At 70.0% G+C, this 12,981-nt stretch carries 12 protein-coding genes; 5 read left to right on the top strand and 7 right to left on the bottom strand.

What is annotated here, in order from left to right:
- Positions 1–64 precede the first annotated feature (64 nt).
- Together DRB89_RS10670 and DRB89_RS10665 are read left to right on the top strand one after the other, a co-directional pair.
- Positions 65–262 (top strand): hypothetical protein, encoded by a 198-nt coding sequence (locus DRB89_RS10670; protein ID WP_112453136.1) that lies wholly within the window; start codon positions 65–67, stop codon positions 260–262.
- Between the two features lie 10 nt (positions 263–272).
- The gene (locus DRB89_RS10665; RefSeq protein ID WP_112446411.1) at positions 273–971 is read left to right on the top strand and encodes a DUF4191 domain-containing protein; all 699 of its coding nucleotides are present in this window, start codon (positions 273–275) and stop codon (positions 969–971) included.
- Positions 972–1,069: 98 nt separating this feature from the next.
- On the opposite strand, the gene DRB89_RS10660 is transcribed toward DRB89_RS10665, so the two are convergent.
- Positions 1,070–1,537, bottom strand: coding sequence for an RDD family protein (locus DRB89_RS10660; RefSeq protein WP_112446410.1), 468 nt, complete (start codon positions 1,535–1,537; stop codon positions 1,070–1,072).
- 185 nt (positions 1,538–1,722) lie between these two features.
- Between DRB89_RS10660 and glnA the strand changes: the two genes are divergently transcribed.
- Positions 1,723–3,132 carry a type I glutamate--ammonia ligase gene (glnA, locus tag DRB89_RS10655; RefSeq protein ID WP_112446409.1) on the top strand — a complete coding sequence of 470 codons (1,410 nt, stop codon included), beginning with the start codon at positions 1,723–1,725 and terminating at the stop codon, positions 3,130–3,132.
- Positions 3,133–3,258: 126 nt separating this feature from the next.
- Positions 3,259–3,576 (top strand): MazG-like family protein, encoded by a 318-nt coding sequence (locus tag DRB89_RS10650; RefSeq protein WP_112446408.1) that lies wholly within the window; start codon positions 3,259–3,261, stop codon positions 3,574–3,576.
- A gap of 36 nt (positions 3,577–3,612) precedes the next feature.
- Here DRB89_RS10650 and DRB89_RS10645 read toward each other — a convergent pair whose 3' ends face one another.
- A complete protein-coding gene (locus DRB89_RS10645) occupies positions 3,613–4,266 on the bottom strand; it encodes a TetR family transcriptional regulator (RefSeq protein ID WP_239516078.1) in 654 nt (217 codons plus the stop codon).
- Between the two features lie 88 nt (positions 4,267–4,354).
- On the opposite strand from DRB89_RS10645, the gene DRB89_RS10640 reads away from it, so the two are divergent.
- Positions 4,355–5,131 (top strand): SDR family oxidoreductase, encoded by a 777-nt coding sequence (locus DRB89_RS10640; protein ID WP_112446406.1) that lies wholly within the window; start codon positions 4,355–4,357, stop codon positions 5,129–5,131.
- A 132-nt stretch (positions 5,132–5,263) separates the two neighbouring features.
- Here the strand turns inward: DRB89_RS10640 and DRB89_RS10635 are convergent, their stop codons facing one another.
- From DRB89_RS10635 to lpdA, 5 genes are all read right to left on the bottom strand, one after another.
- Entirely contained in the window at positions 5,264–5,782 is a 519-nt protein-coding gene (locus tag DRB89_RS10635) for a DUF4240 domain-containing protein (protein WP_112446405.1), read from the bottom strand.
- Positions 5,783–5,935: 153 nt separating this feature from the next.
- On the bottom strand, positions 5,936–8,620 hold the full coding sequence (gene aceE / locus DRB89_RS10630; RefSeq protein WP_112446404.1) for a pyruvate dehydrogenase (acetyl-transferring), homodimeric type: 2,685 nt from the start codon (positions 8,618–8,620) through the stop codon (positions 5,936–5,938).
- 255 nt (positions 8,621–8,875) lie between these two features.
- On the bottom strand, positions 8,876–9,499 hold the full coding sequence (locus DRB89_RS10625) for a GntR family transcriptional regulator (protein WP_112453135.1): 624 nt from the start codon (positions 9,497–9,499) through the stop codon (positions 8,876–8,878).
- Between the two features lie 199 nt (positions 9,500–9,698).
- Positions 9,699–11,468 carry a 2-oxoglutarate dehydrogenase, E2 component, dihydrolipoamide succinyltransferase gene (gene sucB, locus DRB89_RS10620; RefSeq protein WP_112446403.1) on the bottom strand — a complete coding sequence of 590 codons (1,770 nt, stop codon included), beginning with the start codon at positions 11,466–11,468 and terminating at the stop codon, positions 9,699–9,701.
- A 54-nt stretch (positions 11,469–11,522) separates the two neighbouring features.
- Complete coding sequence (gene lpdA / locus DRB89_RS10615) at positions 11,523–12,911, bottom strand: dihydrolipoyl dehydrogenase (protein ID WP_112446402.1); 1,389 nt, start codon at positions 12,909–12,911, stop codon at positions 11,523–11,525.
- Positions 12,912–12,981 lie beyond the last annotated feature (70 nt).

Genomic DNA, 12,981 nt, shown 5'->3' with positions numbered 1-12,981 from the left:
CTTGACGCACAGCACACACCCCTGGTCACCCCCCGACGTGAGCTCCGTGAAAGGGATCGACATCATGCAGGCCGCGCCCGTACGCGCCATCGCCATCCCGTCCTTCACCGACGCCTTCCGGGGCATTGAGTCGCTGCTCATGAGCGGCGCCCGCCGCAACGCCTGGACGGCCGTCCTCGAAGACCGCCGCAGGGCCCAGGACCGGGTCGAAACCGAGCACGTACTCGAGGCCGCGGCGACCCGGACCGAGAAGGCCACGTAAACTTCGCTGCATGGCGAGGAAGTCAAACGCAGAGACTGCTGCGAACCCCGGGCGACTGAAGCAGATCGCCCTGACGTACAAGATGACGCGCAAGGCCGACCCGAAGGTCGGTCTGATCGTCGCGGGCGTGGGAATCGTCACCTTCGGTGTCTTTCTCGCGATCGGCTTCCTGATCGGCCACCCGGTCTACCTGGGCATCCTGGGCTTCCTGGTGGCGTTCCTTGCGATGGCCGTCATCTTCGGACGACGGGCCGAGCAGGCTGCCTTCGGGCAGATGGAGGGCCAGCCGGGCGCGGCCGCGGCCGTACTGGACAACGTGGGACGGGGCTGGACCACCACCCCCGCCGTCGCGATGAGCAAGCAGCAGGACATCGTTCACCGGGCCGTCGGCAAGGCCGGTGTGGTCCTGATCGCCGAGGGCAACCCGAACCGGGTGAAGCCGATGCTCGCGAACGAGAAGAAGAAGCTGGCCCGGATCATGCCCGAGATCCCGGTCCACGACTTCATCGTGGGCAAGGGCGAGGGCGAGGTGCCGCTCAAGAAGGTCCGTACGACCCTGATGAAGCTGCCCCGCGTGCTCTCCGGTCCCCAGATCACCCAGGTCAACGACAAGCTCCGGGCCATGGGCGACTTGCTGAGCAACATGCCGATCCCGAAGGGCCCGATGCCCAAGGGGATGCGCATGCCGCGCGGCGGAAAGATGCGCTGACCAGATTTTCGTATACAACGCACGGGCGCCCCGAGCCGGATGGCTCGGGGCGCCCGTGCGTTGTCGCGTGTGCCGCGTACCGCGTGTGCTGCGTGTTCTCAGATCCGGACCTGGACGGCGTGGCTGACGCGGTCGTGCAGTCCGCGGCCGTCGCGGTCCCAGACCAGGGCCGGGATGACCAGGGCGAGCAGCACGGTGCGCAGGATCACGCGCCCGATGCCGAGCCGGCTGCCGTCCTGCCGGATGACCCGGATGCCCAGGATCCGCTTCCCGGGGGTAAAGCCCACGGTGCCGACGGTCAGGATGCTCAGGAGTACGAAGAGCCCCAGCGTCCAGTTGCCCGCACCGGTCCAGTCGCGGCCTGTGATCAGCCCGTATGCGATCAGCTGGCAGGCCAGCCAGTCGATGAGCACGGCCCCGAAGCGGCGGCCGAACCGTGCGACGGAGCCGGGCCCCTGCTGCGGCAGGCCGAGCTGCTTGCCCGGGTACCCGAAGTCGACGCCCATCTGCTCGGCGGTCTCGCGGGGGCCCGAGAGCCAGGATCCGATTGCTTGCCTCTTGTCCACCCGAACACGGTACCTGTGCTGCCTCCCGCCGTTCCGGCGGGACCCTGGTTAACTTGTGCGAAACAAATGGGTCATGCTTGAGAAACCCCGTCTGCTTATGGTCGGGTCAGCGTGCGGCACCGCACTGACGCACCACTAGCTATAAAGCCCGCCCCTGCCCCGGGGTCGGGAGTAGGAGGAGTTGGATGTTCAAGAACGCCGACGAAGTGACGCAGTACATCAAGGAGAACGACGTCAAGTTCGTTGACGTCCGCTTCTGTGACCTGCCTGGTGTGATGCAGCACTTCACCATCCCGGGGCGCGCGTTCGACCCGAACGAGGAGCTCGCCTTCGACGGCTCCTCGATCCGCGGCTTCCAGGCGATCCACGAGTCCGACATGGCGCTGCGCGCCGACATCACCACCGCGCGCCTGGACCCGTTCCGCAAGGACAAGACGCTCAACATCAACTTCTTCATCCACGACCCGATCACGGGCGAGGCCTACAGCCGCGACCCGCGCAACGTCGCGAAGAAGGCCGAGGCGTACCTCGCCTCCACCGGCATCGCCGACACGGCGTACTTCGGCCCCGAGGCCGAGTTCTACGTGTTCGACAGCGTGCGCTTCGCGACCACCGCGAACGAGAGCTTCTACCACATCGACTCCGAGGCCGGCGCCTGGAACACCGGTTCCGAGGAGAACAACCGCGGCTACAAGGTCCGCTACAAGGGCGGCTACTTCCCCGTCGCCCCGGTCGACCACTTCGCGGACCTGCGCGCCGAGATCTCCCTCGAGCTGGACGCCCAGGGGCTCCAGGTCGAGCGCCAGCACCACGAGGTCGGCACCGGCGGCCAGGCCGAGATCAACTACAAGTTCAACACGCTGCTCGCCGCGGCCGACGACCTGATGCTCTTCAAGTACATCGTGAAGAACGTCGCCTGGCGCAACGGCAAGACCGCGACCTTCATGCCGAAGCCGATCTTCGGCGACAACGGCTCGGGCATGCACGTGCACCAGTCGCTGTGGGAGAACGGCGTCCCGCTGTTCTACGACGAGGCCGGCTACGCGGGCCTGTCGGACACCGCGCGCTACTACATCGGCGGCATCCTCAAGCACGCCCCGTCGCTGCTGGCGTTCACCAACCCGACGGTGAACTCCTACCACCGCCTGGTTCCGGGCTTCGAGGCGCCGGTCAACATGGTGTACTCGCAGCGCAACCGCTCCGCCGCGATGCGCATCCCGATCACGGGCTCGAACCCGAAGGCCAAGCGCGTCGAGTTCCGCGCCCCGGACCCGTCCTCGAACCCGTACCTCGCCTTCGCGGCGCTGCTGCTCGCGGGCCTCGACGGCGTCAAGAACAAGATCGAGCCGATGGAGCCGATCGACAAGGACCTCTACGAGCTCTCCCCGGACGAGCACGCGAGCGTCCCGCAGGTCCCGACCAGCCTGGACGCGGTCCTCAAGGCCCTGGAGGAGGACCACGAGTACCTCCTGGCCGGCGGTGTCTTCACCCCCGACCTCATCGAGACCTGGATCGACTACAAGCGCACCCACGAGATCGCGCCGATCGCGCTGCGCCCGCACCCGCACGAGTTCGAGCTCTACTTCGACCTCTAAGCCGTGCCGTGCTGACGTGCTGATCCCGACGCACTGATCGCGAGAAGCCCCGCCCCTTCCTTCCGGAAGGGGCGGGGCTTCCGCGTTCCCGCGGTCCGAGGTCGGCTTCGCGGCTAGTTTCGGGGCATGGACGACGTGTGGAAGACCATCGGGGCGCTCGTGGCGCGGTTCGACGAGCACGACCGGGAGCGCGGGGTGGCGCGGGAGGAGAGCGTGACCCTGCAGATCCTGAAGATCGGCGAGGAGTTCGGCGAAGCCGCGCAGGCCGTCATCGGGGCCAAGGGCACCAATCCCCGCAAGGGCAACTCGCACACGTGGGGCGACGTGGAGGCGGAGGTCGCCGACGTCATCGTCACGGCGATGGTCGCCCTCGCCCGGATGCGGCCCGACGCCCCCGCCTTCCTCGCGGAGCACCTGCGGGAGAAGTCGCGGCGGTTCCTCTGAGGCGGCGCGCGGGCGGGGACCGGCGGGGCGCGGCGGTCAGCGCATCAGGGGCATCGCGCCCGTGAGGTCGCGCAGGCAGCGGATCGCCAGTTCGGAGGGGGAGCCGGGGCCCGAGGGCGGGGTGTCCGTGGTGGACCAGAGTTCCAGGGCGATGCGGATCGCGTCCGTGGCCGCCGCCGCGAGGAGGCGGACGCCGAGGGCCTCGGCCTCCGGGCCGGCGAGTCGGGCGACGACCGGGACCAGGCGCTCCTCGGAGTCCTGGTTCACCCGGTACCAGACCCCCCGCAGCGCCTCGTCGGTCGCGGCGGCGCGCAGCAGGCCGCGGGTGACCTCCAGGCCCTCCTCGAGCGCCTGGGGGTCGGTGAGCGAGCGGGTGACGGCGCGCTCCAGGGCCTCGACGAGCGGGGTGCCCGGATCCTCCTCGGCGAGCAGTGCGCGCCAGGCGTCGCCGCCGCCCGCGAGCAGCGGGGCGACCGCCTCCTGCTTGTTGCGGAAGTAGCGGTAGAACGTGCGCAGTGCCACCCCCGCGCGGTGGGCGATGTCCTCGGCGGTGGTGCCGTCGGGGCCGTTCTCGGCGAAGAGTTCGCAGGCCGCGCGGGCGATGTCGAGCTGGGTGGCGGCCTTGCGGCGCTCGTTCAGCGACTGGGCTCCGGGGCCGGCCTGGGGAGAGTACGGACGAGGGGATCTCACGGGGGGAAGGATACCCCGCGCCCCCTCGTGTGAATGCATGGTTTGACAGTCTGGCAAAACGTGTCATCGCCGGAGTACGCTCCTCCCCATGAACCGTTACGAAGGACGTCGCGTCCTCATCACCGGCGGCGGCTCCGGCATCGGCCAGGCCACCGTCCACCGCATCCTCGCCGAGGGCGGCCGCGTCCACACCGTGGACGTGAACGAAGCCGGCCTGAAGGCCACGGCGGAGCGGGCCGCCGCCGACGGGCACGCCGACCGCCTGACCACCGCGGTCCTCGACATATCCGACGAGGCGGCCGTCCGGTCCGGCGTCGCCGCCGCCGTCGACGCCCTCGGCGGCAGCGGCCTCGACGTACTGGTCAACGCGGCGGGCATCCTGCGCTCATCGCACACCCACCAGACCACGCTCGAGTTCTGGAACAAGATCATCTCGGTCAACCTGACCGGAACGTTCCTGGTCATCCGGGAGTCGCTCCCGGCGCTGCTGGCGGGCGACCAGCCGGTCGTCGTCAACTTCAGCTCGACCTCGGCGAGCTTCGCGCACCCCTACATGTCCGCCTACGCGGCCAGCAAGGGCGGCATCCAGTCCATGACCCACGCCCTGGCCGCCGAGTACAGCAAGCAGGGCCTGCGCTTCGTCTCCGTGGCGCCCGGCTCCATCGAGTCCGGCATGACCACCGGCAACGGCCCGGGCCTGCCCGAGGACACCGACTGGAGCCTGTTCGCCAAGCTCGCCCCGGCCCTCGGCCAGGGCTTCGCCGGCCCGCAGACGGTCGCCGGCGTCGTCGCCATGCTGGGCTCCGAGGACGGTGCCTTCATCACCGGCACGGAGATCCGCATCGACGGCGGCACGCACTACTAGGCCCCGGGCAAGCGCAGGCGCCCAACGGGTGCCCGCACGCCCTGGCAGGCGTCTACGGATGCCCGCACGCCCTGGCAGGCGCCTGCGGGCACCCGTGGGCGCGGACAGGCACCGACCGGCACCACGGGGCGGTCAGCCCCTGAAGCGGTCCCACAGCCGGGGGAAGCGCTCCGCGAGCACGGCTTCGTTCTCGAAGTCCAGCGGGGCGCCCTCCGGCTCGGCCGCCTGGAGCGGGATGCCCAGCTCCGGCGCCACCGCCCCGGTCAGCTGCTCGTACGCCTCGTCGGCCGCGTACCCCAGCTCCTCGCCGTCCCCGTCGATCTCCTCGTCGAACTCGCCGAGCAGCTCCGCCAGGTGGTCGGGGTCGTGCACCCCGCCCTCGAAGACCTCCCGCCCCTGGCCGATCAGCCAGCACCGGAAGTAGTCGAACGCGTCGTCGCTCGCCCCGTCGAGCAGCACCCAGGCCGCGCCCCACAGGTCCCAGGTGTAGGCCCGGTTGTACCGCGACTCGAAGTGCCGGGCGAAGTCCAGGACGGAATCCGGATCGAGCTGGGCCAGCCGCTCGACGAGCAGCTCGGCGTGTTCCTCGGGGTCGCCATCGGCGGCCTCGCGGGTACGGTCGACCATCTCCCAGAACTCCGTCTCGTCCATCACGGCTCCAGCATCACGGGTCCGCCCCCGCGCCGCCACCGCGCACACGGCGAAAGGCCGGTGTCCGACCCCCTTGGCGGGGGTGGACACCGGCCTTTCGGCGTGCCGGGTGCGGTTGCTCAGACGTCTGAGGGCTCAGGAGCCCGCGCGTCCTCAGAGGCCGTAGCGCTCGCGGGCTTCCTTGATGGAGGACGCCGGTACCTCGCCGCGGCGGGCGAGCTGGGCCAGCGCGGCCACCACGATCGACTGGGCGTCGACACCGAAGTGACGGCGGGCGCCCTCGCGGGTGTCGGACAGGCCGAAGCCGTCCGTGCCCAGCGAGGTGTAGTCCTGCTCGACCCACTGGCTGATCTGGTCCGGGACCTGGCGCATCCAGTCGGAGACGGCGAGCACCGGGCTGGTGACGCCCTCCAGCGCGCGGCTGACGAACGGGGTGCGCATCTCGCCGCGCAGCAGCGCCTCGTCGCACTCCAGCGCGTCGCGGCGCAGCTCGCCCCAGGAGGTGGCGGACCAGACGTCGGCGGCCACGTTCCACTCGGCGGCGAGCAGCTTCTGCGCGTCGAGCACCCAGTGGATCGCCGTACCGGAGGCCATCAGCTGGATCTTCGGGGCGTCGGCGGCCGGGGCCGCCTCCGCCAGGTCCGCCGCCGTGTTGAAGCGGTACAGACCCTTGAGGATGCCTTCCTCTACGCCCTCGGGCATCGCGGGCTGCGGCTTCGGCTCGTTGTAGACCGTCAGGTAGTAGAAGACGTCTTCCGGCTTCTCGCCGTACATCCGGCGCAGACCGTCCTTGACGATCACCGCGATCTCGTACGCGAAGGCCGGGTCGTAGTTGAGCGACGCCGGGTTCGTGGACGCGATCAGGTGCGAGTGGCCGTCCGCGTGCTGCAGGCCCTCACCGGTCAGGGTGGTGCGGCCGGCGGTGGCGCCGACGATGAAGCCCTTGCCGAGCTGGTCGGCGAGCTGCCACATCTGGTCGGCGGTGCGCTGCCAGCCGAACATCGAGTAGAAGATGTAGAACGGGATCATCGGCTCGCCGTGCGTCGCGTACGACGTGCAGGCGGCGATGAAGTCGGCCATGGCGCCGGCCTCGGTGATCCCCTCGTTGAGGATCTGGCCGTCCTTGGCTTCTTTGTAGTACATGAGCTGGTCGCGGTCGACCGGCTCGTACGTCTGGCCCAGCGGCGAGTAGATGCCGGCCGACGGGAAGAGGGACTCCATGCCGAAGGTGCGGGCCTCGTCGGGGACGATCGGCACCCAGCGCTTGCCGGTCTCCTTGTCCCGCATCAGGTCCTTGACGAGCCGGACGAAGGCCATGGTGGTGGCCATCTCCTGCTTGCCGGAGCCCTTGAGCAGCGGGGCGAAGGAGCGGTCCGCCGGGGCCGGCAGGGCCACGTGCTTGACCTTGCGGGCCGGGGCGGGCCCGCCGAGCGCCGCGCGGCGCTCGTTCAGGTACTGCACCTCGGGGCTGTTCGCGCCCGGGTGGCCGTACGGGACCTGGCCGTCGGCGAAGGCGCTGTCCGGGATCGGGAGGCCAAGGAGGTCGCGCATGTCCTTGAACTCGTCGATCGTCAGCTTCTTCATCTGGTGGTTCGCGTTCTTCGACTCGAACCCGGCACCCAGCGTGTAGCCCTTGACGGTCTGCGCGAGGATGACCGTCGGCGCGCCCTTGTGCTCCAGGGCGGCCTTGTACGCGGCGTAGACCTTGCGGGGCTCGTGGCCGCCGCGGGAGGTGTGGAAGCACTCCGCGATCTTCGCGTCGGACAGTACGCCGGCCAGCTGGACGAGCTCGGCGTTGGCGCCGAAGAAGTGCTGGCGGATGTAGGCCACGTCGCGGGTCGCGTACGTCTGGAACTGCGCGTCGGGTACCTCGCGCAGGCGGCGTACCAGGGCGCCCGTGGTGTCGAGCTGGAACAGCTCGTCCCAGGCGGAGCCCCACAGCGACTTGATGACGTTCCAGCCGGCGCCGCGGAACTGGGCTTCCAGCTCCTGGACCACGCGGAAGTTGGCGCGGACCGGACCGTCGAGGCGCTGCAGGTTGCAGTTGATGACGAAGGTCAGGTTGTCGAGCTGCTCGCGGGAGGCGAGGGCCAGGGCGGCGGTCGACTCGGGCTCGTCCATCTCGCCGTCGCCCAGGAAGGCCCAGACGTGCGAGTTGGCGGTGTCCTTGATGCTCCGGTTCTGCAGGTAGCGGTTGAAGCGCGCCTGGTAGATCGCGGAGAGCGGGCCGAGGCCCATGGACACCGTCGGGAACTCCCACAGCCACGGCAGGCGCCGCGGGTGCGGGTAGGACGGCAGGCCGTTGCCGCCGGCTTCCTGGCGGAACTTGTCGAGCTGCTGCTCGGAGATCCGGCCGTCGAGGAAGGCGCGGGCGTAGATGCCGGGGGAGGCGTGGCCCTGGATGTAGAGCTGGTCGCCCGATCCGTCGGCCTCCTTCCCGCGGAAGAAGTGCTGGAAGCCCGTCTCGTAGAGCCAGGCCGCCGAAGCGAAGGTGGCGATGTGGCCGCCGACGCCGTACTTGGAGCCGCGGGTCACCATGGCGGCCGCGTTCCAGCGGTTCCACGCGGTGATCCTGGCTTCCATCGCCTCGTCGCCGGGGAACTCCGGCTCCGCGGCGGTGGGGATGGTGTTGACGTAGTCCGTCTCAAGAAGCTTCGGCAGCGCGAGGCCGGCGGCCTCGGCGTGCTGGAGCGTGCGGCGGATCAGGTATTCGGCGCGGCGCGTACCGGCGGCCTTGGCGACTGCGTCGAGGGAGGCCGCCCATTCGGCGGTCTCCTCGGTGTCGCGGTCCGGGAGCTGGTCGAGCTCGCTCGGAAGCTTTCCTACGGGGTCGGACATCGGTGTGCGCCGCCTTCCGGACAAAGGAGAGGTGGTGAAGAAATCCCTGACGGGCAGGACAGGGTCGTTGGACCCGGGTGGGGTCCGCGGATGACTGTAAGTCGCTGATCGATGATCGATCAAATGAAAGTGAAAAAGAAACGTCCATATGACAAAAGTCGGCACCGGGTGCCAGGAAATTAGGCACCCAGTGCCGGGCAAATCAGAGGAAAAGGGGCAGTCGGCACGGGGTGAAGCGGGCAAGCGGGGGCAAGATCAAGCCCGCGGCGCGCACCCCAGCACGTGCCGCTTCACGAGCAGCCCGATCTCCGGATCCTGGTTCCGGAAGGCGTCCACGAGGGCTTCGTGCTCCTCGGCGTAGGACTTCTGGACGGTTCCCAGCCACCGGATGGACAGGGCCGTGAAGACCTCGATGCCCAGGGACTCCCAGGTGTGCAGCAGCACGCTGTTCCCGGCCGCCCGCACCATCTCCCGGTGGAAGCCCACGGTGTGCCGCACCTGCGCCGTGCCGTCCGCGCTGCGGTCGGCGTCCCACAGGGCCGCCACGTGCGGTTCCAGGGCCGTGCAGTCCAGGGCGAGACGGGGCGCGGCCAGCTCGGCCGCGATCTGCTCCAGGCCCGCCCGGACCGGATAGATCTCCTCCAGGTCCGCCGCCGACAGGTTCCGTACGCGCACGCCCTTGTTCGGCGCCGACTCGATCAGCCGCAGCGTCTCCAGCTCGCGCAGGGCCTCGCGCACGGGCGTCTGGCTGACCTCCAGCTCGACGGCGATCCGGCGCTCCACGATCCGCTCACCGGGCTTCCAGCGCCCGCTGACGATCCCCTCCACGATGTGCTCGCGGATCTGCTCGCGCAGCGAGTGCACGACGGGTGGGGTGATCATCGGGTCTTCATCTCCTGGTGGGTGTGCAGGGTCACGCGGGGCCTGATGCGTAGACAATACGGCGGCTCCGGTCGTCGCGATGCGTTCCCGGTCAGGGACCCGGGGTGAGGCTGCTTACAAACAAGACGGCGCCCCCGTCCGGGAGATCCCGGACGGGGGCGCCGTGACGCGGCAGACGGTGCTGCGCGCGGGGTCCTTACAGGCCGAGCTCGACCTCGAACTCGCCGGCCTCGAGGATCGACTTGACGGCCGAGAGGTACCGGGCCGCGTCCGCGCCGTCCACCAGGCGGTGGTCGTAGGACAGGGTCAGGTACGTCATGTCGCGGATGCCGATGTTCGTGCCCTCGGGGGTCTCGATGACCACCGGGCGCTTGACCGTCGCGCCGATGCCCAGGATGGCGACCTGGTTCGGGGGCACGATGACCGTGTCGAACAGCGCACCGCGCGAGCCGGTGTTGCTGATGGTGAAGGTCGCGCCCGACAGCTCGTCCGGCGTGATCTTGTTGCCGCGGACCTTGGAGGCCAGCTCGGCGGTGGCCTTGGAGATGCCCGCCAGGTTGAGGCCGCCGGCACCCTTGATGACCGGGGTCATCAGGCCCTTCTCGGAGTCCACGGCGATGCCGATGTTCTCCGAGTCGAAGTAGGTGATGGTGCCCTCGTCCTCGTTGATCCGGGCGTTGACGACCGCGTGGGCCTTCAGCGCCTGGGCCGCGGCCTTGACGAAGAACGGCATCGGGGACAGCTTGACGCCCTCGCGGGCGAGGAAGCCGGCCTTGGCCTTCTCGCGCAGCTTCATGATCTTGGTGATGTCCACCTCGACCACGGAGCTGAGCTGCGCCTGCGAGTGCAGGGCCTTCATCATGTTGTCGCCGATGACCTTGCGCATGCGGGTCATCTTGACCGTCTGGCCGCGCAGCTCGGAGACCGCGGCGGCCGGAGCCTTGGCGGCCGGAGCGGCGGTCGCCGCCGGGGCGGCAGCGGCGGCCTTGGCGGCCTCGGCGGCGGCCAGGACGTCCTGCTTGCGGATGCGTCCACCGACACCGGTGCCCGCGACCGAGGACAGGTCGACGCCGGACTCCGAGGCGAGCTTGCGCACCAGCGGAGTGACGTACGCGCCCTCGTCACCGGCGGAAACCGGAGCGGCGGGGGCGGCCGGGGCCACGGGGGCGACCGGAGCCGGAGCGGCCACGGGAGCCGGAGCGGCGACCGGAGCCGCGACCGCGGGAGCGGCCACGACCGGAGCCGGGGCGGCGACCGGGGCGGCGACCGGGGCGGCGGCCGGAGCCGGAGCGGCGGCCGGAGCCGGCGCAGCGGCGGCCGGGGCGGCCGCGGGGGCGGCACCGGCCACGCCGATGACGGCCAGACGGGCGCCGACCTCGGCGTTCTCGTCCTCGGCGACCAGGATCTCCAGCAGGACGCCGGCGACCGGGGCGGGGATCTCGGTGTCGACCTTGTCGGTCGAGACCTCGAGCAGCGGCTCGTCGGCCTCGACGGACTCGCCGACCTGCTTCAGCCAGCGGGTGACGGTGCCCTCGGTGACGGACTCGCCCAGGGCGGGGAGCACGACATCGGTGCCGGCGGCCGGAGCGGCGGCGGCGGCCGGGGCCGCGGGGGCCTCGGCGACCGGAGCCGGCGCGGCCGGAGCCTCGGCGACCGGGGCAGCGGCGGCCGGAGCCGCAGCAGCCGGAGCCTCGGCGGCCGGAGCGGCGGCCGCGGCCGGCGCGCCCGAGCCGTCGTCGATGATGGCCAGCTCGGCGCCGACCTCGACGGTCTCGTCCTCGGCGACCTTGATGGAGGCCAGGATGCCCGACACGGGGGACGGGATCTCGGTGTCGACCTTGTCGGTCGAGACCTCGAGCAGCGGCTCGTCGGCCTCGACGCGCTCGCCCTCGGCCTTCAGCCAGCGGGTGACAGTGCCCTCAGTAACGCTCTCACCGAGCGCCGGAAGGGTTACGGAAACCGACATGGTTTCAGTTGCTCCTAACGAATGTGCGGAAGTGGTCGTCGCGCCCGGTGACGATTAGTCGTGTGCGTGCAGGGGCTTGCCGGCGAGCGCCAGGTGCGCCTCGCCCATCGCCTCGTTCTGCGTCGGGTGCGCGTGGATGAGCTGCGCGACCTCGGCCGGCAGGGCTTCCCAGTTGTAGATCAGCTGGGCCTCGCCGACCTGCTCGCCCATCCGGTCACCGACCATGTGGACGCCGACCACGGCACCGTCCTTGACCTGGACGAGCTTGATCTCGCCCGCGGTCTTCAGGATCTTGCTCTTGCCGTTGCCCGCCAGGTTGTACTTGAGGGCCACGACCTTGTCCGCGCCGTAGATCTCCTTGGCCTTGGCCTCGGTGATGCCGACGGACGCGACCTCGGGGTGGCAGTACGTGACGCGCGGCACGCCGTCGTAGTCGATCGGGACGGTCTTGAGACCGGCCAGACGCTCCGCCACCAGGATGCCCTCGGCGAAGCCGACGTGCGCGAGCTGGAGGGTCGGGGCCAGGTCGCCGACGGCCGAGATGGTGGGCACGTTGGTCTGCATGTACTCGTCGACCACGACGTAGCCGCGGTCCATCGCGACGCCCTGCTCCTCGTAGCCCAGGCCCTGCGAGACCGGGCCGCGGCCGATGGCGACCAGCAGCACCTCGGCCTCGAAGGTCTTGCCGTCGGCGAGGGTGACCCGTACACCGTTCTCGGTGTACTCGGCCTTGTCGAAGAAGGTGCCGAGGTTGAACTTGATGCCGCGCTTGCGGAACGCGCGCTCCAGCAGCTTCGAGCTGTTCTCGTCCTCGACCGGCACGAGGTGCTTGAGGCCCTCGACGATGGTGACCTCGGTGCCGAAGGACTTCCACGCCGAGGCGAACTCGACGCCGATGACGCCGCCGCCCAGGACGATGGCGGACTCGGGCACGCGGTCCAGGACCAGCGCGTGGTCCGAGGAGATGATGCGGTTGCCGTCGATGTTCAGGCCCGGCAGCGAGCGCGGCACGGAGCCGGTCGCCAGCAGGACGTGGCGGCCCTGGATGCGCTGGCCGTTCACGTCGACGGACGTCGGCGAGGAGAGGCGGCCCTCACCCTCGATGTAGGTCAGCTTGCGGGAGGCGACAAGGCCCTGCAGACCCTTGTACAGGCCCGCGATGATGTCGTCCTTGTACTTGTGCACACCCGCGATGTCGATGCCCTCGAAGGTGGCCTTCACACCGAACTGGGCGGCCTCGCGGGCCTGGTCCGCGATCTCGCCCGCGTGCAGCAGAGCCTTCGTGGGGATGCAGCCGTTGTGCAGGCAGGTGCCGCCGAGCTTGTTCTTCTCGATCAGGGCAACGTCCAGACCCAGCTGGGATGCGCGCAGCGCCGCGGCGTAACCGCCACTGCCGCCGCCGAGGATCACTAGGTCGAAAACGGTGCTGGCGTCGTTCGCCACGTCACGTCCTCCATGCATGTGCGCCGAGCACCGGTCCTCTGTGACCGGGCGGCGGCTGGTATACGGCCGC

This window comes from Streptomyces sp. ICC4, assembly GCF_003287915.1.
Taxonomy (GTDB): domain Bacteria; phylum Actinomycetota; class Actinomycetes; order Streptomycetales; family Streptomycetaceae; genus Streptomyces; species Streptomyces tritrimontium.
The sequence above is the reverse complement of the archived record's forward strand: the minus strand, read 5'-3'. Positions and strand labels throughout refer to the sequence as shown.